Origin of the sequence: Bacillus sp. P14.5 (genome assembly GCF_003316765.1) — a bacterium.
Lineage (GTDB): Bacteria > Bacillota > Bacilli > Bacillales > Bacillaceae_B > Rossellomorea.
In genome coordinates, this window is sequence record NZ_NIJF01000017.1 from 127,986 (window position 1) to 153,760 (window position 25,775).

Sequence of the window (25,775 nt, forward strand, 5' to 3'; positions counted from 1 at the left end):
AACAGCTTCTATTCAAAAGAAGTCCATTAGGGGTTTACACAGCAGCACTTTTTGCAGCTGTACAGATTTATTAGTACTTACTCTGCCGCATCACTATAAAGCTTAGAGTCTTGGATCCCCTTAATGAAATCTTCCGCTGCTTGAAAAGATTCATAAAGAAATAGCAGCAAGTCGCCTTCCTTGGAATGGTCCCAGGCAAATTGGTAGGCTTCAGTCTCGTCTAAGATAACGGGTGAACAGGAAGGATCACCGTAATGAGCTTGAGCTTCATTGAGCATAATTGCCGGAACTTCTCCGGTTACCCTGCCTCTCAAATCTTTATCTTCCTTGATGATAAGAGAATCAGAGTTTGAAGCTGCAATCCTGCTCATCTCAATTATGGCACTGTCCTGTCTGTCGCCGGCAGAGGAAATGACTGTGATCGTCCGATTCCGGCTGATATGTTCAACCGCATCAAAAATTGCCTTCAGGCCAGCCTGGTTATGTGCATAGTCGACGATGATTTCCCTCCCTTGGATACTAGTGCGATTGAATCGTCCGCGGGAGTGGGCGGCGTCAGGTTTGAAAGTGAGCACTCTTTCCTTTAAGTCTTCAATGGTAACGCCTTGGGAATGTGAAGCGGCAAGAGCCTGCAGCAGGTTGGAAACGTTATGCCTGGCTGTTCCCTCAATAGTGATGGGGACATCACAAACAGGTAAAAATGGATGATGAGTCCCTTTATCATGAAAAATGATCATTCCTTCGCGATTTACATACCAGGCTGTTCCATCATTCTCGATGGCTTTCCGGATGACCGGATTACTTTCATCCAAAGAAGTAAAAATCACCGTACCAGCAGTGTGAGAAGCCATTTTGACCGTTTCATCATCATCGGCATTCAGCACGCAATATCCGTCTTCCGCTACCACTTCAGGTATCAGCCTTTTTAACTTGACCAGCTGTTGAAAGGTTTCAATTCCATCAAGTCCTAAATGGTCTTCGCTGACATTTGTCACAATTCCCACATCGCAATATCGAAAAGCCAGACCTTCCCGCAAGATTCCTCCACGCGCGGTTTCAAGGACGGCAAAGTCAGTCTTAGGGCTGCCCAAAACCTTCCTTGCACTGATTGGTCCGCTGCAATCTCCCGAATCAATTTGTTTATCGCCGATATATACCCCGTCTGAATTGGTCATGCCGACGACAGAACCGCTGCCTTCCAAGAGATGCTTAACAAGTCTTGTAGTGGTGGTCTTTCCATTGGTTCCAGTAACTGAAATGATAGGGATGGAGGCTTCTTTTCGATCTTTGAAAAGGTATTGAACAATATCCTTGCCTGCTTCCCGTCTCTTTCCTTTGCTGGGATGGAGATGCATCCTGATACCCGGCGCCGCATTAATCTCGAGAATTGCTGTTGTTTCCGGGCTGAACGGCTTAGTGATATCCCGGCATATCAAATCGACACCTGCTACATCCAACCCGATAGCTTCCGCTGCATTTTCAGCGATTTCCTTGATTGAAGGGTGGACTTCGTCGGTTACATCAATGGCCTGTCCTCCTGTAGAAAGATTGGCACTGCCGACAGCCTGGATGATCTGCCCTTTTTCCAAGACGGACTGGAATGAAAGGTCCTGACTTTCCAGAAAGCATTTGACTGTCTGATTCATTGGAATCTTTGTGATTGGCTTTTCATGACCGGATCCCCTGAGAGGATTTTGGTTCTCTGCTTCTATCAGTTTTTCAATGGTATCTTTTCCGTTGCCGATTAAAAAGGGAGCGGTACGCAGGCTGGCAGCTGTCAATTTGTTATCAATGACGAGAAGGCGGTAGTCACTTCCATCATAAAAACGCTCTATGATAAGATCTTCCTTCAGCGGTTCAAGACAGTAAAGGGCATTGAATAATTCTTCTTTGTTCTTAATATTGGTAATGACACCCTTACCCTGTCTGCCATGGAGCGGCTTCAGAACCAGCGGGTAGCCGATACGGTCGGCTGCCGCAAAAACTTCTTCCCTTGAGGCGGCGGTTTCGCCTTTTGGCACAGGAAGGCCGGCTGCTTGTAGAATTTGTTTGGCTGCCTGTTTATCGCAGGCATTTTCTACCGCAAGATGGGAGGTCTGGCTGGTAATTGTGGCCTGGACATGTTTTTGTTTGGAGCCTGTACCAAGGCGGAGCAGGCTTTGGCTGCCTATTCGCTCCACCGGGATTTTCTTTTCCTGCGCAGCAGAATAGATCGCTTCCGTACTGGGTCCAAGTTTATTTTCATAGTACAAAGCGGAAACTCTGTCAATATAAGGTTGTACGGAAAAAGGTGTTTCACCATCGAGGATCCGCTGAACGATTTCCATGGCTGCTTTGAAAGAGTACAATCCTGATGTTTTCTCTTTATAATCAAAGGTAACAAAGTAAATGCCTTTCTTTTTGCTGGTCAAGGTCTTGCCATGCTTCACCTTGATGCCGGCGAGATGCTGGAGTTCAAGTGCCATATGTTCCATAATATGGCCCATCCAGGTGCCTTCATTCAGACGCTCGATGAATGCGCCTTCATATCCGCGTGAACAAGTATGGGTGTTAAGGGAGGGAATTAGTTCCTCCAAGGCTTCAGGGAATCCGGGTATTTCATTGGAAGGCAGATATTCCAGATCTTCCAGGTCCAGTTCTATCCACATTGTGGGCTTATAGCTGAAATAATTAGGGCCTTGCAGATATCTGACACGATTGATCTTCATTCTTGTTTCCTCTCTTCTACTTAGAATGTATGACAGATTTATTAATAAGGTTGAACCTGAAACCGGCTTTTAGTGTATGAAGCTTGAAATTGGTAGCTGTAAGTTCACTGCTTTCTTCAGGAACATCCGGCCTGAACACTTCTCCTTCTTGGCCGTCAACAATAAACACTTGATGCTCTCCAATAACCTCGAATTCATTGTCCTTTAACAATATTGCGGTGTTTTCATCAATCCCGATCCCTATCATTCCCGGCATCTCAGCCATCGCGCCGATAAGCCTGCCGAATCTTCCCCTCTGAGAAAAGTGCTGATCGATAATAAGGTCTTCCAGAAATCCAAATCCTTTCCCCATATAGACCTTCAGGGTGTCATCATGCAGCTTTAATTTTGAGGAAACGATCATTTCCTTTCCCATGATCGAAGCCCCGGCACTTGTTCCAGCCAGGATCATTCCTTCTTTCCATCTTCTCAGGAGAGAGTCGTGAAAGGTTGTGCCTGCAATCCGCTCGGCCAATAGAGATTGATTGCCTCCCGTGATGAAAAGAGCAGATATTTTTTCCAAGGAATCATTCAATTCCAGGCTGTCGGCTTTCTCCCTGGAAGAGATTGAAAGAGTAATAGAATCATGAATGCCCAGTTTGGTGAAAGTATCTTTATAGATACTGCTGATTTCATCAGGAACCCGAGAAGCCGCAGGCAGGATCCCTACCTTACCGCCCCTTTTCATTGCAAGGTCCGCAAATGTTTGCAAAATAGACAAGCCTTCATACTTTTCTTCGTTCCCGCCAATAATTAGCAATTCGCCAGCAGACATTATATTCACCTTTTCTGTAAAAAAATTCTAATAAAACCAAGCTTTATATACCCAGGTCTTCTTAAAGAAAAACCTCATAAAAATAAAAATTAGTTTTATGGGAAAATTGTGACATTAAACCTGAGAAAGCTGCTGATCAGGTGGGAATTGGTCATAAAATGGTATCCGTCTGCAAGGCCGACGGACAAGGGAATGCCGGACAAGGAGGAAGTGAGAGGAGGCAGCATTGTCAGTTGGAAAAGGATTTTAGAAGTAAATAAATAACCGCGAATCTTCCCTTTTAGGAGATTCGCGGTTATGGTATTTAAGGAAACGCAATGGAGCTGGTCACCATCAGTGAAGGACAGCATGTTTTCGGTCGACTTTATTGTTCCTGCGGTCTTTTAATCGCTTTGTGATATAAGGAAGGGCAAATCGATCAATTCCCCAGAAGTAAGCTCCGCCTCCAGTGAAGAGAAGGACGATGGCTGCAGTGTACAGGACAGGGTTTGTGCTTACTGTGCCAGCCAGCAGGAAGTTCAAATTCATGAATGCTGCAGCTAGTAAAGCCGGGATCGTTGCAGCACCCGTTATAAGTCCCAGCCCAACAAGTACTTCACCCCAAGGAATCAGGATATTGAAGAGTTGTGTATTAGGAAGAGCAACATTTTCCAGGAAGCCTGCATACCAGCCTTGTACGGCAGGGTGCTCACCAGTCGCCTTTGCAATTGCTCCTTGCAGGAACCCAGTTGTATCAAAACCGTCCGCTACTTTGTGCCAGCCGGCTTCAAGCCACTGAATGCCGAGCCATATTCTTAATACAGTCCAGACCATTGCAGCTTGAGGAGTTTTCCACCATCTCATAATAAACATCTCCTTATTATTTTGTGAATAATTTCACATATAGGTGTAAAAGAATTGAGATAAAGCCGGCCAGCTTTAGAGTTGCTTAGAGAGCAGGGAGTGAGTTTGTGAATATTTTCACTTACTCTCTACACTTATAATATACTCCCGATGACCCGGTTTGGCAACGGCTTTCACAGATCTTTCACATTTGTTTTTGGCGTCTTATCTGGAGGGGAGCTTATTCAGAAGGCTGTATTGGAGAGGGGGCTATAGGGATCTATTAGTTGCGTTGAATTGAGCCATAGAGGTTTGCGGAGGGGAGCGATACCGCTTCTTTGATTGATGCACATGCTTCCGCTGCGAGGTACATTATAATCGGTTTTATTGAATTTGATGTACTGCGCTGATGCTGCGAGGTACATTATAATGAAGTTTTATGAATTTGATGTACCGCGCTGATGCTGCGAGGTACTTTATAATGGAGTTTTATGAATTTGATGTACCGCGCTGATGGTCCGAGGTACATTATAATCGGTTTTTTTGGATTTGATGTACCGCGCTGACGCAGCGAGGTACATTAAAATCGATATTTTTGGATTTGATTGTACCGCGCGTTCACGGGAAGGGCTGGTTCGTCGATAGAGGTTCTAAAATCGTTGATAGGACAGGCAAACTCGTTGATAGAGAATAGGTTTTCGTCGATAGCACAATCATTTTCGTTGATAGGCCGCGTCTTTTCGTGGGCAGCACAAGCTGCTTCATTGTAGGATCCACATTTTCGTCGATAAGAACCCCCTTTTATCATCCTCAGGAAACAATCGAAAAAAGAAATACATAAATAGGAAATATCCTCGTGTTATAGAATACTTTTTTGCCAGCCGGGTATAAGTTTTATATTCCACTATTAGGAGGCTAATAATGAAAGCTGTAACGTATCAGGGTTCAAAGGATATCCAAGTCAAAGAGGTTGAAGACCCGAAGATCCAGAAGCCGGATGACATAATCGTCAAGATCACATCGACGGCGATTTGCGGTTCCGATCTTCACTTGTATCAGGGAAACCTGCCGTTGAGGCCGGGATATATTATTGGACATGAGCCGATGGGTATCGTTGAAGAAACCGGACCTGATGTCACCAGGGTAAAAAAAGGTGACAGAGTCGTCCTGCCGTTTAATGTGTCCTGCGGGCACTGCTTTTATTGCCAGCATGATATGGAAAGCCAATGTGATAATTCAAATCCGCATAAAGATACTGGAGGTTACTTCGGATATACCGAGCAATATGGTAACCATCCAGGCGGGCAGGCTGAATACTTACGGGTTCCGTTTGGGAACGCAATGCCCTTCAAGGTGCCCGAATCCTGTGATTTAGCTGATGAAGCACTGTTATTCATGTCCGATGTGCTTCCGACAGCTTACTGGAGTATCGAACATTCCGGGATGAAACCTGGAGACACGGTCATTGTCCTTGGCTGCGGCCCTATTGGATTGATGGCACAGAAATTTGCCTGGATGAAAGGCGCCGGCAGGGTCATCGCCGTTGATAATCTGCCGTATCGTCTGCAAAAAGCAAAGCAGAATAATAATGTAGAAATTTTCAACTTTGACGAATTCAAGGAAATGGGACAGCATTTGAAGGAAGTCACCGGGGGCGGTGCCGACATCGTCATTGACTGTGTAGGTATGGATGGTGAAAAGAGCGCAGTGGAAAAAGTAGAGCAGAAGCTGAAGCTCCAAGGCGGAACTTTGAGTGCGATTAATATTGCAAAGGATGCTGTCAGGAAGTTTGGTACCGTCCAGCTGACAGGTGTGTATGGCATGATGTACAACATGTTCCCGCTCGGCAACTTCTTCGAAAGAAACGTTACCTTGAAGATGGGACAAGCGCCGGTCGTTCACTACATGCCGGAGCTCTTTGAGAAAATCACTTCTGCCGAGCTGAACCCTACCGAGATCATCTCTCATATTATGCCTATGGACCAGGCAGCGGATGCCTACAAGATATTTAATGATCATGAAGACGACTGCATCAAGGTCGTACTGAAACCATAGTGACAGTCACTCCCCGAAATAGGTCGAAAAATCTTTGTGAAGATTATTGAAGAAGCACCCCCTTCCGAGCAGAAGGGGGTGCTTTTTATGATTGCGAGCCAAATGGAATGTCAAACAACCATATCATCATGATTGTAATTAATGCTGATAAGAAATAAGTAAGAAAGGGTCTTGTATAATGCAGGCGGATCATACTGTACATAACAATATAAAAGAGGATGTCCATCCAATATTCATATCCATTTAGCAGCAGCAGCCTTCCAAACTTATAAAATGGGTATTCAATGACAAAGGATACCGCGGACCACATAGCTATGTACCTCACTTTTAATAAAAGGGAGGCGGTGAATGGATAAAAGGTAAGAAAAAGCAAGGTAATCACTGGCAGGTTGATAAAAGAATAAAGGAGGTCGACCAGTATGTGTGACTTGGGATAAAAGTCAGGGTAATATTTCCACAACATTTTATCATGGGCAATATGGTTATAAAGGAGATTACAGATGATTACATAAAAAATAGTCAGGTGATATTTTTCCCATTCTCTCCAATTTCCCTTGAAAAAACCGAAAATCAATAACATGATTGTCAATACAATATGCATAGCATCACCCATACTTGTTTTAGTCAAAGTTTAGTATCTATTCAGAAGCCAGGTTAATCAGCGGGCTGTTCTTTTTTTAAAGAAAAAAAGAGAGTCATCCGGCTAGTAAAGGATGCAATCAAGGCACTGCCGATAATGTCGGAAGGGTAATGATGCCCAGTCCATACGCGGGACAACCCTGTCAGTGCAGACAAACAGGTGAATATCACGCCGAGCGTTCGATCATAAAATAAGATGGTAGTAGAAACGGTAAAGGCCAGCAGGGTATGTTTACTGGGAAAGCTGGAATTTCGTTTTGAAGGAATTAGGATACCTACCCTCTTGTTGACAAAGGGACGCGGCCGGAAATAAAACATCCTGATCATACTGCCGAGAAAAAGGGAACCTGCTCCTGATAGGAGTGCAATCCTTGTAAGGGACTTATTCCTGAACCAAAGGACCAGTAGAGCCAACAAATAGATATACCGCATCTTAGTAGAAGCCAGGATCATAATGCGGTTTAGGGAGTCGGTTCGTTTGGAAAGAGAATTTATTGCCCAGAACAGCCGGAGATCCATCGTGACTTCATTCCTTTCAGGGGTGCCCATGTTTTTATCTTGAGATGCTCTAAAATTAACCTGCCCAGCCTCCCAGAATCTATACTATAATCAGAAGAGCATTGTAAAAAGTGATAGAATCCCGTAAGATTTCATATGGTATTAAGAATGAATTAATAGGAGTAATATGAAAGGAAGTTACATAGATGCTTGTAAAAACAAAAAATAATATGCCGCTATCCCCGGTGAATGATCCGTGGGAAGCCTATATGGACGTAGAAGAATACGGGAAGATGACTTTGTCCAGCGTCGAGTTCACGACGACGACTCTTTGTAATATGCGCTGCAACCACTGTGCTGTGGGGTATACGTTGCAGAACAAGGACCCAGATGCACTTCCGATGGAGCTTATTTTTCAAAGGCTTGATGAAATTCCTTCTCTAAGGACTATCAGTATTACGGGCGGTGAGCCAATGATGTCAAAAAAATCTGTGGAAAATCATGTTCTTCCATTGTTAAGATATGCTCATTCACGAGGTGTGAAAACACAGATCAACTCGAATCTGACTCTTCCGTATGAGAGGTATGAACCTATAGTTCCTTATTTGGATGTGCTTCACATTTCCCATAACTGGGGAACGGTAGAAGAGTTTGCGGAGACAGGGTTTGCCAGGATGGACAGAAAACCTTCCGAGAAGCAGAGAGCAGGCTACTTTGACCGCATGGTTGAAAACTCTAAGCGCCTGTCGAGTGAAGGGGTCATGGTATCAGCGGAAACGATGCTGAATGGAAGAACTTTTCCTTATTTAGAAAAAATTCATGACCATATTATCGAGATGGGGTGCACGCGCCATGAAGTGCATCCGATGTATCCTGTCGATTTCGCCAAAGACCTGGAGACTCTTAACCTGGATGAAATCCGCCAGGCAATCAAGAGGCTTCTGGACCATCGCAACGAAGACATTTGGATGTTGTTTGGAACGCTTCCGTTCTATCCTTGCAGTTCATCCTCTGAAGAACTTGAACTGTATCAGCGTCTATTTAGAGAAAAAAATGTGACGGTCCGAAATGATCCGGACGGCCGCTCCCGCTTGAATGTCAATATATTTTCAGGTGATATCATCGTAACGGATTTCGGGGACGAACCAGGATTAGGAAACATCCAGGATACCTCGCTCGCAGAAGCGTACGACCGCTGGAACCAGACGAAAACAGCCCAATCACTCAGCTGCCATTGCCCGGCAGTCAAATGCCTCGGGCCCAATGTACTCGTCAAAGATACCTATTATTCTGATGTGAACTTCCAAGAAAAAACAGCCAAAATCGGGTTGTGACAGTCACAACCCGGAATTTGTCGAATAAATCCACAAGAAACCTCCTGTCATTGGACAAGGAGGTTTCTTGCATTCTTATGCTTTTGTACATTAACGCAATGAAAGTGACAGTCCCTTTTAGTGCTATTATACGCCAAAGTTACTTTTCAGGCTCCTCGAATTTAGAGAGCAATTCGTTTGTCCTGGAGAGAAGAGTTCCGCTGAAAACGATGGTCGCAGCCAGGCTTAGCAAAGAGAAGAAGATCAAGACAACGAAATGATTTTCGGTACGCATAGGCAGCCTCCGTTAAGTAGAATAGGTATATTATTCCAAGATGGTCCCCGTTTATGCATTGGATTGCTTAGCGAATTTTTTAGTCACCATCCAACTAAGCAATGCAAGGTAGAAAATCAAGCCGAATTTCAGCGGAGTGTAATAGAGCCTCCACCCATCATATTTGATGACAGATAACTGAAGGAGTCCCCATTCCATGAGTGTCATCAGAAGCACCCACCCTATAAAATAAAGAACCTTAATCATCCTTGAATTTTTACGTGGAAACATATTCAGGAAAACCAGGCAGGTTAAAGGGTACAAACAGAGACGGAACAGAAAGTCGATATAATGGACGCCAGGATCATTGCCATAATAGTACAGTTTATATCGTCCTTTAAAAAGAGCATCAAAGGCCAGGGCTGAGTAAAGCGCACTAAAGACCACACAGTAAATCTCTATCGGTTTCAAATGCCTATCCATATAGAAAAAATAATCAGAAAACAAACTGCAACGGAAATCATAATGATCATCTATATACCTCGTTACCTATGAGATATCAGCTTTTTGACTAGTTGATAATTGAGAAGCTGAATAACAAATAAAAGGGGATAAATTGGAACGGAATATCCTATTTTCCAGCCGGTGTACAGAAACAGTGACGAAAAGTTTGCGGCAGACCACTCGTAAAATAAAGAAAATACAGTCCATGCCGTAATATAAGCAAGCTTCCATTTTAAATGCCTCCCAAAAGGAAAAAAGTTCAGGAAAAGGATCGCGATTGCCGGATAAATGCCGATTGCAGCAGCATAATCAATCACCTCAACTCCCGGTTTAAAGTAGGCATAAAGATGATACATACCGCCAAGAATGGAATCGGCAAACAAAGCCAAATAAATAGAAAAGAGGGAACAAGCATACATTTCTAACCGTGACAGCTTCTTCGGGATCTTCCAAACCAATATCAATGCTCCGATAATAGTGCTACACATCAAAATCATACAATCATCCTGTTTTTCATATAGTATCACTCTTGCCTTAAGGATTATTCTTCATACTTGACCAAGTAATGTAAATTAAAAGAAATCAATAGTGAAGAAGGGTGGTTAGACGTGGCGGAAAACACCCTGTTATAGAGAGCAAACGTTGAGTGAAGCAAGGTGATTAGGCGGAAAACCCCATGCTAAAAAGCGAAATCGGTAAGTGAAGCAAGGTGATTAAGCGAAAAAACACCATGCTAAAAAGCGAAATCGGTAAGTGAAGCAAGATGATTAAGCGAAAAAACACCCTGCTAAAAAGCGAAATCGGTGAGCGAAGCATGGTGATTAAGGAGAAAACCCCCTGCTAAAAGGAGCAATCGTCAAGTAAAGCATGGTGATTAAGGAGAAAATACCCTGCTAAAAGGAGAAACCGATGAGCAAAGCAAGGTGAATAGGCGGAATCACCATGCTTAAAATACAATCTGGAAGCAGCTCAGGATAATTAGCGGTTAACCGTCCGAATGGTAGGAGTGCTTTCCTTACAATAGTGTGACCGAACAAAAATTACTTTGCTGTATTTAAGTAGTTACCCAGGTAAATAAAATATGGTATACTAAGCCGGGAATTAATTACCCAGGTAACTAATTAGTTGAGGTGTTGTTTATGGAAAATACACATATGCTATTTCATTCAGTCAATCAACTTTCGAGAAGGTTGACCAAACATTTGAATGAAGCATTGGAACCTTATGGACTTTATAGTGCGCAGTGGTCGGTCCTATATGTATTGAGGGAAAGAGGGACTCTGACACAGAAGGAGTTAAGTGAATATCTATCGGTGGAAGCACCGCCAATGACCCGGACGATCCAAAGGCTTTTAAAACAGGGGTTCATTCAGCAGAAATCCAGCGACGAAGATAAGAGGAAGAAATATATCATGTTATCTCAAGAAGCAGAAGCAGAGTTCCCGGTATGGGAAAAAGCAGTTCTTGAGAAGAATGAAGAATTAATTAAGGAGCTTTCTTTTTCCTCACAAGAAAACTTGCAAAGCATTTTGAACGAATGGCTCAAAAAGATCTAGAAAGAGGTAATGCAGCATGACAGAAAAAAAGCCGCCATTATGGACACGGAATTTTATTGGTATCAGTATCAGTAATTTCTTTTTATTCATGACTTTCTACTTCCTGCTCGTCACAATTCCCATTTACGTCGTAGACCATTTAGATGGTGAAAAATCACAGGCAGGATTGATGATCACCATCTTCCTTATATCCGCGATCCTCGTTCGTCCCTTTTCGGGAAGGTGGATTGAAAAGTATGGCAGCAGGTTGATTCTGCTCTGTTCGTTAATTATCTTCTTTGCAGCAAGCCTGCTGTATTTTTTAGCGGATAGCGTTGAGGTGTTATTTTTGGTGAGGTTCATTCATGGAGTTGGTTTCGGGATGGCAACTACAGCCGCTGGTTCCATAGCGGCCACTACCATACCGGACTCCAGAAGAGGGGAAGGGATGGGCTATTTCATACTGTCCTCCAACTTTGCCATGGTGATCGGCCCGTTCCTAGGGTTGACTGCCCTTCATAGTTGGTGAATAACCACCATGCTTCTGATTGCGGGTGCAGCAGCATTTTTGGGGCTTTTGTCTGGACTGCTAATTAACATTAAAGAGGATAAAAAGGAGGATCGTAAGCTTCTTCCAATGAACTGGAGGGATGCGATCTTTGAAACAAAAGCAGTCCCGGTTGCTTTAGCCGGTGCATTTTTTGCCATCGTTTACTCATCGATACTCTCCTTTGTGTCCGTCTATGCGGGAGAAATCGGGCTAAGCCATGTGAGCAGTTATTTCTTTGTGGTATATGCAGTTGTACTGCTGCTTTCGAGGCCGTTTACCGGCAGATGGTATGATTTGCACGGACCGAATTTCATTGTCTATCCTGCGATTGTTTTATTCTCGGCTGGAATGGTTATTCTGGGTACCGCTGATTCAGCTATGTTCTTCCTGGCAGCTGCTGCTTTTGCAGGATTGGGATGGGGTACATTGTTTCCAACCTTTCAAACGATTGCGATCCAATCGTCTCCTCCTAAACGCGCAGCCATGGCGACCGCAACCTTCTTATCAATTTTCGATATAGGCATCGGGCTGGGTTCTTTCCTGGTCGGTCTGGCGGCAGCAAAGATCAGTCTTGGTGATTTGTACACATACAGCACTGTCTATGTTCTGGCAGGGCTTCTGCTTTACTATTTACTGCAGGGACATAAACTGAAAAAACAAAAGAAAAAAGAAGTGAATGCAGCCTAGTGACAGTCACGCCCCGGTTTTTGTCGAAGAATCATCTCCAAATACGATAGTTGAAGAGCATTCAAAAAACTTCCATTTTAATCATGAATTTCATGAATATACCACTTAAATGAGGGTATAACATTAAAAGTGATTTTAAAGGAGGTAATTTTTTTGGCAGATGAAAAAGATATGAACCAATCAGGCGGAAAGGACAGGGAGAAAAAAGAGAGTCTGACAACACGTCAGGGACATCCTGTTTACGACAACCAAAATACCCGTACGATTGGAGACCGCGGTCCGGCTACTCTTGAGAATTATCACTTTATTGAAAAGATATCCCACTTTGACCGGGAAGAAGTACCAGAACGTGTGGTTCACGCCCGCGGATCAGGGGCATTCGGATATTTTGAAACATATGGAAAAGCCGGTGATGAACCGGTAGAAAAATATACCCGTGCGAAAGTATTTTCCGGGGCTGGAAAGAAAACACCTTTAATGGTTCGTTTTTCTACAGTCGCAGGAGCGAAGGATTCACCTGAAACAGCAAGGGATCCACGCGGTTTTGCCGTGAAGATGTATACGGAAGAAGGAAACTGGGATCTTGTCGGAAACAATCTTAAGATTTTCTTTATCCGTGATGCAATGAAGTTTCCGGATATGATTCACGCCTTTAAAGCCGATCCAGCTTCAAATGTACCGAATCCTGAAAGAATGTTTGATTTTGTTTCGCGTACACCAGAGGCGACACATATGATTACGTTTCTGTTTTCACCATGGGGAATCCCAGCTACATACCGTCATATGCAGGGTTCAGGAGTAAACACCTATAAATGGGTCAATGAAAAGGGTGAGGCGGTCCTTGTGAAATATCATTGGGAGCCGAAACAGGGCATCCGTAACTTAACACAAGAAGAAGCCGATTCCATTCAAGCAAAGAACGTAGCTCATGCGACGCAGGATTTGTACGAATCAATAGAGCGAGGTGAGTATCCGGAATGGGAGCTGTTTGTTCAGATCATGGAAGATGATTACCATCCTGAACTTGACTTTGATCCTCTTGATGATACAAAGCTATGGCCCGAGGATAAATTCCCTTGGCTTCCTGTCGGGCGTATGGTCCTCGACCGCAATCCAAAGGACTTCCATGCAGAGATCGAGCAAGCTTCCTTCGGTACTGGAGTCCTTGTCGATGGAATGGACTTTTCAGATGATAAGATGCTTCAGGGACGTACATTTTCTTACTCAGACACACAGCGCTACCGTGTAGGGGCAAACTACCTGAAACTGCCTGTAAACGCACCGAAAGCGCCTGTTCACACAAACCAGCAGCGCGGACAGATGGATGTGCGCGACCCGAAAGAATCCGGGGAAAATCCGCATATCAACTACGAACCATCCATGCTCGGCGGGTTTAAAGAAGCGGACCCGGAAGGACGCAAACCTCACCGCCCGACCTATAACGCAGCAGCTATGACTGCGCCGATTGACCGTCCCAATAACTACGGCCAAGCAGGCGACACATACCGGAGCTTTGAGGATTGGGAGCGCGACGAACTAATCAAAAACCTTTCCGATGCCCTTGCGATCTGTGATAAAAAATTCAAGACGCCATGATTGATCACTTCACTCAAGCGGATGAAGATTACGGCCGCCGCGTGAAGGAAGGCATTGAAATGAAGATGAAGGAAATGAAAGAAATGAAAGACGTGGAACTGGATAAAGTTCCTGGACGCGAATCGGGTAAAACCAGATACGGCCAAGGCTCATTGAATGCAAATAAAGCAGCAGATGAGGCATCCAAGAAAGGGCATGAAGCGGATCCATACTAAGGTATAAAAGATATGCAAGGATGGCGGCCGGCTGCTGCAGGGGCTTTGCTTTATCCTGCAGGTTTTTGCTCCAGAAGGTCACTATACGGAAAAGCACTCCAATTTGGGGTGCTTTTTTGCTGTTAGAAAATTATTTAAAAACCTTCTCGATGGATAAGTTTAATGTGATATACACATCCATCCAATCGGGGCGTGACAGTCACGCCCCGATTTATGTCGAACAAAATTCTAGCCGATTTTTCATTTTAAGTAACATTTATTACATAAGTGTTAATATATTAAAAGCGTGTAACAAATAAGTAATGTTTATTTCTTTATTGTTACAAAGAAACGGATTATCCAAAGTATCACCTAAAAAGAAAAAGGGGTGTCTGTATGAAAAAAGGGTGTTTATCCTTACTGGCTTCGTTTCTGGTTTTTAGCATGTTCCTGGCTGGCTGCACCAGCAATGGAGCCGGAAATTCTAAGGGAAATGAAAATGAAGGATTGACTGATCAGGAAACAGGTGAAGAGGCAAGAGATCAAGTGCTTAACCTGCTGGCCGGTTCAGAGATTCCATCTATTGATTCAACACTTGCAACAGATACAGTTTCGTTCGATGTGATGAATAATGTATTTGAAGGCTTATACCGATTGGGTGAAGGTGACGAGCCGGTTTTAGGGATGGCGGCTGAGGAGCCTGCTGTTTCAGAAGACGGTAAAACCTATACGTTCAAGATCCGGGATGCAAAGTGGTCCAACGGTGATCCAGTGACAGCCCATGACTTCGAATACGCTTGGAAGAAAGCATTGAGCCCTGATACGGCTGCTGAATACGCCTATATCATGTTTGATCTTAAAAATGCAGCGAAAGTGAATGCGGGGGAACTGCCCCTTGATGAATTAGGTGTAAAGGCACTGGATGATAAAACATTAGAAGTACAGCTGGAAACCATCGTCCCATACTTTAAAGGCCTGTTGACTTTTGCAACCTTCTATCCTCAGAATGAAGCTTTTGTTAAAAAAGCAGGGAAGGAATACGCTCTGGAAACAGATACAGCCATCTATAATGGTCCATTCGTTTTATCAGATTGGAAGCATGAGCAGAGCTTTCAATTCAAGAAGAACCCCGACTACTGGGATGCAGATACTGTAAAACTGGAAGAAATCAATTTTAATATAGTAAAAGAACAGGCTACCAGGGTTAATCTCTATGAAACAGATAAAGCGGACATCACACCGCTGACGGCAGAATTCGTTGATCAATATGAAAAGGATGATAACTTTAACACTAAGCTGCAGACAGGCGTTTTTTTTCTGCGCTTGAACCAGAAGAATGAAGTACTGGCCAACATCAATGCCCGTAAAGCCATTGATAAGGCATGGGATAAGCAAGGGATGGTGGAAATCCTGTTGAACGATGGTTCTATCCCTGCCTATTATCTGGTTCCAGGCACATTCGTAACAAGTCCTGACGGCCAGGATTATCGCGAACAAAATGGAAATATCGGAGATTACAATGCAGAAGAAGCTGCAGAGCTATGGGAAAAGGCACTGGAGGAAACAGGAAAAGATACTGTAAAACTTGAATTGTTGAATTATGATGGCGACAATGCTAAAAAAGTTGGGGAATATATTAAAGAGCAGCTGGAAACGAACCTAAAGGGTCTGTCTGTAAGCATCAAACAGCAGCCATTTGCACAAAAACTCGATCTGGAAGCAGCAGGGAATTATGACTTCTCCTATGCAGGCTGGTCACCGGATTATCCAGATCCAATGACATTCCTTGATATGTTTGTGACAGATGGCCCGCACAATCAAATGGGTTACTCTAACAAAGAGTTTGATAAATTGATAGCTGACAGCAAATCATTGCTTCTTGAAAATCTGCCTGGAAGATGGGAAGCCTTGCTTGAAGCTGAACAAATCCTGCTTGAAGACCAGGCGATCAGCCCAATGTTCCAGGATGGATCGGCTTATCTTGAAAAATCTCATGTCCATGGAATCCTCCGCCATAACTTTGCGGCAGGAAACTCCTACAAATGGGCCTATGTTGAATAAACGATGAACTGGAGACACACCGCGGATTCTTCTGTGGTGTGTTTTTATATGGCTGTATTTATATAAGGATTAATGTTCTCGAAAAAATCCCATTAGCCAAAGAAATGGTTGGGTGATCACACTCAAAAACAATGTCTATTGATTTCCACTCCAGGTGCGTGACTCCGCGGGGCGTGCGGTGAGCCCCTCGGCTTTGCCTGTGGGGTCTCACCTGTCACGCTAGTCCCGCAGGAGGTCACGCACCTTCCGTTCCAATCAAATCATTGCTAGATTGTTAATAATTAACAACTCTCTTTCATATTAATATTGGGATTGAAAATATTTAGGGAATTGCCACAAACCTTGAGGTCAAAAAGTTCTGTCATTTGCTATTTAGGGTACATTTTGTATTATCAGTTGAACAGATTTACCAGTAACAATACCGTTAAATCAACAATAAAGGAGTGTCAAAATCAATGCGATTTGGCACTTCAATTGATGTGTTATTGTTAGTTTTGTACTCAAAACAGCCGTTACACAGAGCCGGTTTTTTCTCTCCTATTGGGGATGGCAGCTTTTTTCCTTCTTCAATTAGAATGTCCAGGTGAATTAGGGCCTTGGTTTCGAAATTATAGTTAATAGCAGCAATGATTTGCGAAAAGACCCTGATTAAGAAATTCGTTTATGTTTACTTCCTGTGAAAAAGGGGAATACATCTATATCTAAAAAACAATTTAAATTTAACCCAATAGATTTAAACAATAGGAGGAAGAAACAATGTTCAATATTATTAAGTCATTTTATGAAGAGAAGAAGGCAGATGGAACCTACACATTCACCGATACCCATCTCAATAAGTTTATAGAGAAAGGATATATAACGGATAAAGAAGCCAATAATATAAGAAACTTTCAACAAATTTAATGCTGAAGACGGACACCCTGAATTTTTTCAGGGTGTTTTTTATGCCTGCTAATTCTCGGTATATGTAGGAAATGCCAGGCAGCAGAAAATTACTTGTTCATTTGCTCCTTGAAATGACTGTGCATTTGGAATATAATGGCGTAATATTTATTTTTAAGGGGGGAGCATCTTGAGGCAAGAAAGAGCAGTGCAAAGAATTTCAGAGAGTTTACAGAAGGATGAGCTTGTCCAGGCTGTCTATTTGAAAGGCTCAATGGGCAGAGGAGAAGAGGACGAGCATTCGGACGTGGACCTTTATGTGCTGGTGAAAGAAGAGGATGAAGAAGAATTTCTGAAGAGGCGAGTGAACCATTTGGGTGCCTATCGGAACTTATTATTCTATGATGATATCTTTATTATCGCTCCGCAGATCATCGCAGTGTTCGATGATATGCTTCATGTAGATTTGTTCACAGTGACACAGAAAAGCTTCAAGGAGAAGGATTATTTCAGAGTGGTTTATGACCCTGATAATCTCTTGGAAAAGTATGAATCCACGCAAAACCTGTTATTGTCTCCAGAAGAGTTTTATGAGCTGGCGATTGATGTTCCGTGGTTTCTGTTTCAATACCGTAAAGCGTTTAACAGGGGAAATGATCTGTGGGGTGTTGAAGTCTTGCAGCACTGCATGTTCAAGATGGCAAAGGTTCTACTCCACAGATACCACCCCGGCCGGGCCCAGCTTGGGATGAAAGCGTTGGGAGGCTTGCTGCCCGCAGATAAGCTGGAAGAAGTGAACACCATTTATAAATATTTAAATCCAGAAAATCATCAAAAAGCAGGAGCATTGATCATCGATTTATACTCAAGGGAATTAAGCTGGATTGAGAAGTCTCTTCCGGATGACAAGGCAGTTCCCTTTTTCAGAAAAATGGCCGAGCGGCTTTGATTCACCTTTTCTCCCTGGCAGTCAGCCGTTGCAAGTCCTTAATTCATTAGAAAATCAGGGGTTAATTTCCAATATTGTTTATGAGATAATGGCAGGAGTCAGGGGTGGAAAAGGGGGCGTTAAGGTGGTTGATGTTTTCTTATTATTGATTTTCATAATCGGGATCTATTACATATTACGATATCGTTTTAATTTAAAGAAAGCGGCAGAGACATCTAAGGATGCACTTTATCCGAAAAGCAAGGAAGAGTTCTCCAGCATTCTGCTTCCTGGAGAATGGCTTGAAATGGAGCCGCTCACCAAGGATTCGAAATCATATAAAGTTGTTAAATGGGGAACCTATGCTTCTATGATTCTGCTTATCCTGCTGCTCGGAGCGGTGCTGGCAACCGACTGGCTGGACTCTCGTTCTTTTTTACGGTTTATTTCTTTTTTATTATCATCAGCGCTATCAAGCATCGAGGAAACTTTTTTATACTGCCGAAGGGCATTATCCTGAACGCCAGGTACTATCCAGTATCGGAAGTAAAGCATTATGAAATCGAAAAGATCAAACGCTGGCATGAATTGTACGGACTGGATGAAAGAGCGGATAATGGATATAAATTAAGTTTTAAAATCAGGAACAAAGTGATCCAGCCGAATTATGTCATCATCGAGAATGACGAGCAGTTAGGGAAAATTAAGGGGCTGCTGGAGGAAAAGGGAGTAACCGGGGCGTGACAGTCACACCCCGATATATGTCGAATGCGGTAAAGGAGGAAACAAGAAATGAATCAGGTTGTCTGGAGCGTTGTATTGATTTCAGCTTTGGTGATTTCCGGCATCTATGTGTTCAGGAAAAGGAAGGCAGCGGGTATTACTGGGATCAAGACAGCAATGACGTCCATATGCTTTTATCTTATTGCGATAGTGAACCTGCTGGCCTTTTGGTTTGATTTCATAGGGCTTATCAGCTGGGTGATCACAATAGTTCTCATTATCGCTGGAGCTTATTTCACTAAATATCTTCCTCCGCAGAACATGGAAGTGGAGTGAAAGTTCGACACTTTGTGACATAATCCGGGTTGTGACTGTCACTGATTACACACAGGGCAGGTTTGTTATAATGTTTTCTGTCTGCCTTTTTGCGGTGTGGAGCAAAGGCGCCGGACACCCTTCGCCGGATGGGTGTTCTTTTTCATATAAAAATCCGGATAGTGCTGCTTATGATGGTGAGGCGGCCAGGAGGTAAATGCTCGTGAATATGAATCTCACAATATTTAAAAATAAAAGCTTCTTGTATTACTGGATCAGTACATGGATTTCTTCGCTTGGTGACTCTATATTCGTAATAGCGCTGACATGGCTTCTTGTGGAGGAAACTCAGTCACCATCAGTGGTCGGGACTTACTTATTCATACTGGGAGCATCTAAAATCATATTTGTGTTAATAGGCGGAGTGATTGTGGATCGTGTTGATCCCAAAAAGCTTCTCATATACTCTAATCTGTTGAGAGCTGGAGTGATCATCCTCGCGCTCATTGCCTTGTTTGTACAGAATGATGCCATATGGATTTTCTATCTTATCGGCGCTGTATTCGGGATGGTGGATTCAATCGCGGAGCCTGCAGGAATTTCTTTCAGGACGAGAATTATCGGGAAGGAGTTCTATACTCAATCCATGGGTCTATTGATGACGGCTGGAAACGTGTCAGCGGTTATTGGCCCGATGATTGGAGCGGGTCTGGTAGCGGTTGGGAGCACGAGCTTTGCCATTTTGGTCAACGCCTGCACATTTTTACTATCATCAGTTCTGCTGGTATTGGTCAAAGAAGTGAATAAAGAGGAAGAGATTAAACAGGAGCCAATGTGGCAGAGTGTAAAAGCCGGATTTCATTACTTCCTGACGACACCTGTCATTTTGACTATGGCAGTCTTCGCCTTTTTTGCCAACGCTGCAGTGGGGGCAACCTTCGTGAGCATTCCTTTTCTCGCGGACGAATTGAATTTTGGCGTGGAGGGATTCGGGTTGATGAATACGGCGATCGGAGTGGGAAGTGTCGCCGGTGCGGTTTTGTTCTCGATTTTTTCGATTAAAAATCCAAAACCATATATGACCCTTCTGACTTGTTTTTTGCAGGGGATCTTCATTATGCTGGTCGGCTTTACAGGAAACCTTTGGCTCATCCTCATCCTGATCGGCCTGATGGGGCTGCAAGAAACGGCCGTGAATGTCATTGCACCGAGTGTGAATCATACAATCATTCCACCAAGAATTTTTGGGAGGGTCATCAGTGTCATGATACTGGTCATGTCAGGTTCTGTGCCGATTGCGCAGGCTGCAGCAGGCTGGGTGATGGAGTGGACGACTCCGCAGAATGTTTTCATATATGGGGGAATTCTCGAAATGGCTGCTGCTCTTCTGACTTTTTCGCTTCCTTTTATAAGAAATTACGGAAGGGATCCAGCCTTTCTGCCGAACAATAAGGTAACCAGACCTGTCAAAGGAGAGCAATCGGCGACCGGCTCCTGCATCAGCAGGGTGATAAATTATAGAAGCAAGGGGGAACTGTGATGGAAATGCTGCAAAGGATGAACCAGTGTATCGATTATATTGAAAAACATCTGCATGACATTATCGAGATGGAAGAGCTGGCGAGGATTACCTACAGCAGCAAGTTCCATTTTCAAAGGATGTTCAGCATGCTGACCGGCTTTACTGTAGCGGAATATATCAGGAAACGCAGATTGACATTGGCTGCACAGGAGCTGTCCAATTCGGGGGCAAAAGTGATTGATGTCGCGCTCCGTTATGGCTACGAAACACCGGAGTCTTTTTCTAAAGCGTTTAGGAAGGCACATGGTGTGTCTCCTTCAAATGTACGAAATCAGGGAGTTTCCTTAAAGGCATTTCCTCGCATTTCTTTCCAAATCCAATTAAAAGGAGAGAAAGAAATGAACTACCGAATCGTTGAGAAAGATAGCTTTAATGTTACGGGTGTCGGCAAGAGAATGTCGACGGCCAATGGTGAAAACCATAAGGAGATCCCAAAATTCTGGGATGAAGTAAATCGTAATGGCAAGGCCAATGAAATTGTTGAGGCAGCAGACGCGAAGGAAATCCTCGGCTTTTGCATGGAATTTGATCATGCAAAGGAGGAATTTACTTATTTCATCGGTGCCGGGACGGTCAAGGAACAAGACAAGTTTGAGGCGAAAAGAATACCGGCTGCCACATATGCTGTGTTTGAATCAGTGGGGGCCATGCCTCATGCAATCCAAAACGTATGGGAGCGCGTTTTTTCTGAATGGTTCCCTTCAACAGGGTACGAACATGCGGGTGGGCCTGAGTTTGAATTATACCCGCCAGGCGATGTGAATAGCGAGGAATACCGCTGTGAAGTTTGGATTCCAATAAAGAAGAAATAACCAAAATAGCTTTCTCAAAGGAGTGAATCTTCAGAGAAAGCTTTTTTTTGATGGTCACACTGATCACACCCGAGAATTAAGGTTCATGAAAGTGTATTATATTTTTTAACCAAAAGATATCTCTGCATTCCATTCGTAAGTGCAACCGCCCTTGTTTCATGAACTTCAGCCTGATCGGACATTCCCTTTTTGTGAAGCAGCTCTGCTTTTACTGACTCTTCCATCCACTGCTTCGTCAACGAGGATCTCATGGTCTCTGCTTCTTCCAAGTTTCCTTCCTCAACCTTTAACAAGACTTCGTAATATTGTCTGGCAGAAGGGTCCTTAATCAGCAGGATATCTTCCTTTACAGCCGACAGCCTGTTTTGATGGGCAGCATAAGCGACTGTGAAAATGGCTGTCATATTCGGGGACTTATATTTCTTTTTCAACAGGTGCAGAGCTTCTGACGCCTGCTCTTCATCCGAGTTTGCCAGACTGCTATAGAATTGAAGGATAGGCTGCTTCGTTCGCTGTTCTATATAATAGCCTATCTTTCCGGCGTCTTTTGAAAAGTACATATACCATACAAAAGGAGCATACACGATAAGTGTCACACTCAGGGAGATCATGAGGGCTGTCACCCAGAATGAGATCTGCCATATTGCGGTCAGCACTCCCAAGGAAATGGCCAGGATAATGATGAAAATATATTGTTTCTTGGAGATCACTATTTTTCCTCCACTCTTGTGAAAATAAGGACATTACCAGATAATTATAATGCAGGAAAACAAGAATCGTATATAGATATTTTCCATGGAGGTTTTGTTAATGAAGGATATAGTATTTGGAGCGCCTGTACCTGTTTTAAGAATTTTTGATGAAGTGAAAGCGAAGGAATTCTATCTCGATTTTCTTCAGTATGAAACCGACTGGGCGTATGGCGGCGAAGAGCTTCCAGCCTATATGCAAATCTCAAAAGGGAGCTGTATTCTCCACCTTTCAGAACACCATGGGGATGCCTGCCCGGGTGCGGCAGTCAGGATCCCGGTGGAAGATATAGAAGAATGGCACGGCCGGTTAATAGATAAAAATTATAAATACATGAAACCAGGGTTGGAGGAAACACCTTGGAATACTAGAGAAGTCAAGGTGACCGACCCGTTTGGAAATCGATTGGTCTTTTACGGATTGCTGTCCTAGTCAGTCCGATTTCTTTATCTAAAAAATGGCGAGAAAACTCCCTCTTCAAGCGTGTGAAGGGCATAGCCCAACGGTAAGGGGGAGATGAATCGCCTGCCTTTTGGTCTCTACTAAAAAAACTTCGAAAGAAACATATGTTCCCAAGGTACCACCTTTCTTGGTATAATTACTACCAGGAGGTGAAACCATTTGAATGTTAAAAAACCTTTAAATTCAGGATCTATCCAAATCACGAACAGATTGAATTAATCAATAAAACGTTCGGTTGTTGCCGGTTCATCTACAACTATTTTGTTGGGAAACAAAAGAAGAAAGACGCTTATTGGTCTATCGTAAATGAAATGGTACAGAATGGGCAGCTTTCACAGAACAATTGGAAAGGTGAATTTTTCAACAAGAACCAATCCATCAAAGCTGTTCGAGAGCTCAAGAAGACCTATTCATTCTTGAAAGAAGTCGATAGTATTGCCCTTCAGAAATCAGTTGAAATCGTTCATGATTCCTACTCACGGTATTACAAGAAACAAAATCGTTTACCTCGCTTCAAATCGAAGAAGAACCCCGTTCAATCCTATACCACAAAGTTTGTGAACGGGAATATACAAGTGAAAGATAAACACATCAAATTGCCAAAACTCGGCCTGGTTCGCTTTGCCAAGAGTCGAGAGGTGGAAGGCCGAATAATGAACGCCACCATTAGACGAAACCCTTCAGGTAAGTTCTTCGTTTCGATTATGGCTGAATCAGAAGTTCAACACTATAAGAAAACCGGCACCTCTGTCGGAATCGACGTAGGATTGAAGGATTTCGCTACTCTTTCAGATGGCACAACCCACAAAAACCCCCGCTTTTTCCGTACACTAGAAAAGAAAATAATTAATGCCCAACGCATTCTTTCAAGGAGGCAATTGGGTTCTTCGAATTGGACTAAACAAAAAAGAAAGTTGCCCGGCTGCACGAAAAAATCGCTAATGCAAGAAAAGATATGTTGGACAAAATCTCTACCGAAATAGTCAAAAACCACGACATTATCGGCATTGAAGATTTGTCCGTCGAAAAAATGTTAAAAAACAAAGATCTTTCAAAACGAATCAGCGAAGTAAGCTGGGCCCAATTCAGGTCTATGTTGGAATACAAATCATTATGGTACGGCAAACAGGTGATAGCCGCAGCGAAAAATTTCCCTTCCAGCCAGCTATGTTCTGTATGTTATCATAAGTATAAAGCCGTTAAAGATCGTGTGTTGCGTGAATGGACCTGCCCAAACTGTAAAAGCAACCATCAAAGGGATCTTAACGCAAGTATAAATCTTCGCAATGAAGCATTGCGATTAACCGCAGGGACTGCGGAGATAGCCTAATTAAAAACGAATCGATAGGTTTGTGTTCTTAGGAATCCCCCACTTCAAGCGACCTGTAAGGGCGGTAAGTGGTGGGTAGTTCAAGTAAAAGAGGGCTGCAAAATGAAAGAAATATACAGTGATATTATTCAATTCCGGGGAAGTCATTTTGATTTTGGCTATATGCAGGGAGAGCGGATCAAAGATTCTCACACTGTCATCAATCGTGAAAATCAGTGGAAAGTCCGTAAACCCCGTTTTTCGATAAAGACCGAGGAAGTGAAGCAGGCTGTCACGAGGTTTGCCCCTGGTGTCTGGGAGGAACTGCTCGGACTGCAGGAAGCACTGAAATGGCCAATGGAGCGGGTTTTGAAGGAGTTTGGAGGTTATCGGCTGGACTATGTGAAGTCAGGCTGCTCCATCTTGACCGGGGATAACTATCTGATCCGCAACTATGACTACCATCCCAAGACCTATGAAGGCAGGTATACATTGTATCAGCCGACGGATGGTCAAGGTTATGCCATCATCGGTCCTAGCCAGCGTGTGACGGGCAGAATGGATGGAATGAACGAGAAAGGGTTGTCCATCGGCTACAATTTCATGCACCGCAAGAATCCTGGTGAGGGATTCATTTGCTGTATGATCGGCCGCTTGATATTGGAAGCCTGCGGGGATGTTGAAGAAGCAGTGGCCATGCTGCGGGAAATTCCACACCGTCACTCTTTCAGTTACATTGTTCATGATTCAAGCAATGAAACCTTCATAGTGGAGACCTCTCCGCGCGGTGTACAGGTCCGCCAGAACAATGCCTGTACGAATCACTTTGAGATCATGCTGGAGGAAAACCGCAATCATCTCATAGATTCGAAGCGGCGTCTGGACATCCTGCAGCAAAATAAGGGCAGCATCCGTGACGCTTCCGCCGCATTCAGGCTTCTCAATGACAGTGATAAAGGAGTTTTCTCGGATCTGTATGGCAGCTGGGCTGGAACAATTCATACATCTGCATATTTTCCCAAGGAGCTGAAAGCGTGGTTCGCGCTCGGAGGTGACCGTCAACCTGTGAAGTTCGATTTTGCCAAATGGCTTGAGGGTGAAGATTTAGATGCAGATCGAATAACAGGAGAAGTGGATACCGATATCCCATTTGTCCACATGGACAAGCAGGCTGATTGGAGCAGGAGATAGGAAATTATATGATAAAGGAAAGGAGTGGCCGCCGGTGCCATTCCTTTTTTTGGCTCTCTTCGTAGAGATTGTGGTTGTTTCTAAAATTTTCGTACCATTAACTTTTTGACTCCAGGAATTAATGGTGCATTTCCTGGCTAATCATGCCATCATCTTCTGGTCTCCATAAGTTAATGGTACGTTTTCTGACTAATCATGCCATCATCTTCTTAGTTTCAGGAATTAATGGTGCATTTCCTGGCTAATCATGCCATCATCTTCTTAACTTCAGGAGTTAATGGTACGTTTTCTGACTAATCATGCCATTATCTTCTGGGCTCCATAAGTTAATGGTATGTTTCCTGGCTAATCATGCCATCATCTCCTAGGCTCCATAAGTTAATGGTGCATTTCCTGGCTAATCATGCCATCATCTTCTGGTCTCCATAAGTTAATGGTACGTACTCTGACTAATCATGCCATTATCTTCTGGGCTCCATAAGTTAATGGTACGTTTCTGGCTAATCATGCCATCATCTTCTAGTCTCAGGAGTTAATGGTACGTTTCCTGGCTAATCATGCCATCATCTTC

The 25,775-nt window shown here is 43.5% G+C and carries 23 protein-coding genes and 3 pseudogenes; 16 read left to right on the plus strand and 10 right to left on the minus strand.

The genetic code is table 11. The features are described from left to right. Window positions 1–77: 77 nt before the first annotated feature. Together cphA and B9Z54_RS02675 are read right to left on the minus strand one after the other, a co-directional pair. Window positions 78–2,708, minus strand: coding sequence for a cyanophycin synthetase (cphA, locus tag B9Z54_RS02670; RefSeq protein WP_113926974.1), 2,631 nt, complete (start codon window positions 2,706–2,708; stop codon window positions 78–80). Window positions 2,709–2,724: 16 nt separating this feature from the next. After that, complete coding sequence (locus B9Z54_RS02675) at window positions 2,725–3,522, minus strand: cyanophycinase (RefSeq protein WP_113926975.1); 798 nt, start codon at window positions 3,520–3,522, stop codon at window positions 2,725–2,727. 108 nt (window positions 3,523–3,630) lie between these two features. On the opposite strand from B9Z54_RS02675, the gene B9Z54_RS24610 reads away from it, so the two are divergent. Beyond that, window positions 3,631–3,786 carry a hypothetical protein gene (locus tag B9Z54_RS24610; protein ID WP_162785059.1) on the plus strand — a complete coding sequence of 52 codons (156 nt, stop codon included), beginning with the start codon at window positions 3,631–3,633 and terminating at the stop codon, window positions 3,784–3,786. 69 nt (window positions 3,787–3,855) lie between these two features. On the opposite strand, the gene B9Z54_RS02680 is transcribed toward B9Z54_RS24610, so the two are convergent. Together B9Z54_RS02680 and B9Z54_RS24615 are read right to left on the minus strand one after the other, a co-directional pair. Then, entirely contained in the window at window positions 3,856–4,365 is a 510-nt protein-coding gene (locus B9Z54_RS02680; RefSeq protein WP_113926976.1) for a DoxX family protein, read from the minus strand. Between the two features lie 597 nt (window positions 4,366–4,962). Continuing rightward, window positions 4,963–5,109: a hypothetical protein gene (locus B9Z54_RS24615; protein WP_162785060.1), complete on the minus strand. Its 147-nt coding sequence runs from the start codon at window positions 5,107–5,109 to the stop codon at window positions 4,963–4,965. Window positions 5,110–5,265: 156 nt separating this feature from the next. On the opposite strand from B9Z54_RS24615, the gene B9Z54_RS02685 reads away from it, so the two are divergent. Continuing rightward, window positions 5,266–6,399, plus strand: coding sequence for a zinc-dependent alcohol dehydrogenase (locus tag B9Z54_RS02685; RefSeq protein WP_113926977.1), 1,134 nt, complete (start codon window positions 5,266–5,268; stop codon window positions 6,397–6,399). A gap of 85 nt (window positions 6,400–6,484) precedes the next feature. Here B9Z54_RS02685 and B9Z54_RS02690 read toward each other — a convergent pair whose 3' ends face one another. Together B9Z54_RS02690 and B9Z54_RS02695 are read right to left on the minus strand one after the other, a co-directional pair. Continuing rightward, the gene (locus B9Z54_RS02690) at window positions 6,485–7,027 is read right to left on the minus strand and encodes a CBO0543 family protein (RefSeq protein ID WP_162785061.1); all 543 of its coding nucleotides are present in this window, start codon (window positions 7,025–7,027) and stop codon (window positions 6,485–6,487) included. A gap of 26 nt (window positions 7,028–7,053) precedes the next feature. Beyond that, entirely contained in the window at window positions 7,054–7,587 is a 534-nt protein-coding gene (locus tag B9Z54_RS02695) for an undecaprenyl-diphosphatase (protein WP_240189767.1), read from the minus strand. 155 nt (window positions 7,588–7,742) lie between these two features. On the opposite strand from B9Z54_RS02695, the gene yfkAB reads away from it, so the two are divergent. Further along, entirely contained in the window at window positions 7,743–8,870 is a 1,128-nt protein-coding gene (gene yfkAB, locus B9Z54_RS02700) for a radical SAM/CxCxxxxC motif protein YfkAB (RefSeq protein WP_113926979.1), read from the plus strand. A 139-nt stretch (window positions 8,871–9,009) separates the two neighbouring features. Here the strand turns inward: yfkAB and B9Z54_RS26045 are convergent, their stop codons facing one another. From B9Z54_RS26045 to B9Z54_RS02710, 3 genes are all read right to left on the minus strand, one after another. After that, window positions 9,010–9,144, minus strand: a complete 135-nt coding sequence (locus B9Z54_RS26045) for a hypothetical protein (protein ID WP_262370888.1) — start codon at window positions 9,142–9,144, stop codon at window positions 9,010–9,012. A 51-nt stretch (window positions 9,145–9,195) separates the two neighbouring features. Continuing rightward, a complete protein-coding gene (locus B9Z54_RS02705) occupies window positions 9,196–9,594 on the minus strand; it encodes a CBO0543 family protein (protein WP_205207657.1) in 399 nt (132 codons plus the stop codon). A gap of 74 nt (window positions 9,595–9,668) precedes the next feature. Further along, complete coding sequence (locus tag B9Z54_RS02710) at window positions 9,669–10,124, minus strand: CBO0543 family protein (RefSeq protein WP_113926981.1); 456 nt, start codon at window positions 10,122–10,124, stop codon at window positions 9,669–9,671. Window positions 10,125–10,766: 642 nt separating this feature from the next. Between B9Z54_RS02710 and B9Z54_RS02715 the strand changes: the two genes are divergently transcribed. The 10 genes and pseudogenes from B9Z54_RS02715 (at window position 10,767) to B9Z54_RS02755 (ending at window position 21,492) form a co-directional block, all read left to right on the plus strand. Then, a complete protein-coding gene (locus B9Z54_RS02715) occupies window positions 10,767–11,183 on the plus strand; it encodes a MarR family winged helix-turn-helix transcriptional regulator (protein ID WP_113926982.1) in 417 nt (138 codons plus the stop codon). Between the two features lie 16 nt (window positions 11,184–11,199). After that, window positions 11,200–12,399 (plus strand): annotated as a pseudogene (locus B9Z54_RS02720) (MFS transporter). 171 nt (window positions 12,400–12,570) lie between these two features. Next, a pseudogene (locus tag B9Z54_RS02725) lies at window positions 12,571–14,210 on the plus strand (catalase). Window positions 14,211–14,585: 375 nt separating this feature from the next. Further along, the gene (locus B9Z54_RS02730) at window positions 14,586–16,250 is read left to right on the plus strand and encodes a peptide ABC transporter substrate-binding protein (protein ID WP_113926983.1); all 1,665 of its coding nucleotides are present in this window, start codon (window positions 14,586–14,588) and stop codon (window positions 16,248–16,250) included. Between the two features lie 756 nt (window positions 16,251–17,006). Then, complete coding sequence (locus B9Z54_RS24620; RefSeq protein WP_162785063.1) at window positions 17,007–17,153, plus strand: hypothetical protein; 147 nt, start codon at window positions 17,007–17,009, stop codon at window positions 17,151–17,153. 169 nt (window positions 17,154–17,322) lie between these two features. After that, window positions 17,323–18,081, plus strand: coding sequence for a nucleotidyltransferase domain-containing protein (locus tag B9Z54_RS02735; RefSeq protein WP_113926984.1), 759 nt, complete (start codon window positions 17,323–17,325; stop codon window positions 18,079–18,081). 330 nt (window positions 18,082–18,411) lie between these two features. Continuing rightward, window positions 18,412–18,804 carry a hypothetical protein gene (locus B9Z54_RS25455; RefSeq protein ID WP_240189768.1) on the plus strand — a complete coding sequence of 131 codons (393 nt, stop codon included), beginning with the start codon at window positions 18,412–18,414 and terminating at the stop codon, window positions 18,802–18,804. Between the two features lie 48 nt (window positions 18,805–18,852). Continuing rightward, window positions 18,853–19,119, plus strand: coding sequence for a hypothetical protein (locus B9Z54_RS02745; protein ID WP_113926985.1), 267 nt, complete (start codon window positions 18,853–18,855; stop codon window positions 19,117–19,119). A 208-nt stretch (window positions 19,120–19,327) separates the two neighbouring features. Continuing rightward, window positions 19,328–20,638: an MFS transporter gene (locus B9Z54_RS02750; protein WP_240189771.1), complete on the plus strand. Its 1,311-nt coding sequence runs from the start codon at window positions 19,328–19,330 to the stop codon at window positions 20,636–20,638. After that, complete coding sequence (locus B9Z54_RS02755; protein WP_113926987.1) at window positions 20,638–21,492, plus strand: AraC family transcriptional regulator; 855 nt, start codon at window positions 20,638–20,640, stop codon at window positions 21,490–21,492. Before B9Z54_RS02750 ends, B9Z54_RS02755 begins: the two co-directional genes overlap by 1 nt. Window positions 21,493–21,575: 83 nt before the next feature. Here the strand turns inward: B9Z54_RS02755 and B9Z54_RS02760 are convergent, their stop codons facing one another. Further along, window positions 21,576–22,202: a hypothetical protein gene (locus B9Z54_RS02760; protein WP_113926988.1), complete on the minus strand. Its 627-nt coding sequence runs from the start codon at window positions 22,200–22,202 to the stop codon at window positions 21,576–21,578. 100 nt (window positions 22,203–22,302) lie between these two features. Between B9Z54_RS02760 and B9Z54_RS02765 the strand changes: the two genes are divergently transcribed. The 3 genes and pseudogenes from B9Z54_RS02765 to B9Z54_RS02775 all read left to right on the plus strand — a co-directional run bounded on the left by B9Z54_RS02765 (window position 22,303) and on the right by B9Z54_RS02775 (window position 25,204). Then, complete coding sequence (locus B9Z54_RS02765; RefSeq protein WP_113926989.1) at window positions 22,303–22,674, plus strand: glyoxalase superfamily protein; 372 nt, start codon at window positions 22,303–22,305, stop codon at window positions 22,672–22,674. Window positions 22,675–22,892: 218 nt separating this feature from the next. Next, window positions 22,893–24,034, plus strand: a pseudogene (tnpB, locus tag B9Z54_RS02770) (IS200/IS605 family element RNA-guided endonuclease TnpB). A 102-nt stretch (window positions 24,035–24,136) separates the two neighbouring features. Then, complete coding sequence (locus tag B9Z54_RS02775) at window positions 24,137–25,204, plus strand: C45 family autoproteolytic acyltransferase/hydrolase (protein ID WP_113926990.1); 1,068 nt, start codon at window positions 24,137–24,139, stop codon at window positions 25,202–25,204. The last annotated feature ends 571 nt before the right edge of the window (window positions 25,205–25,775 follow it).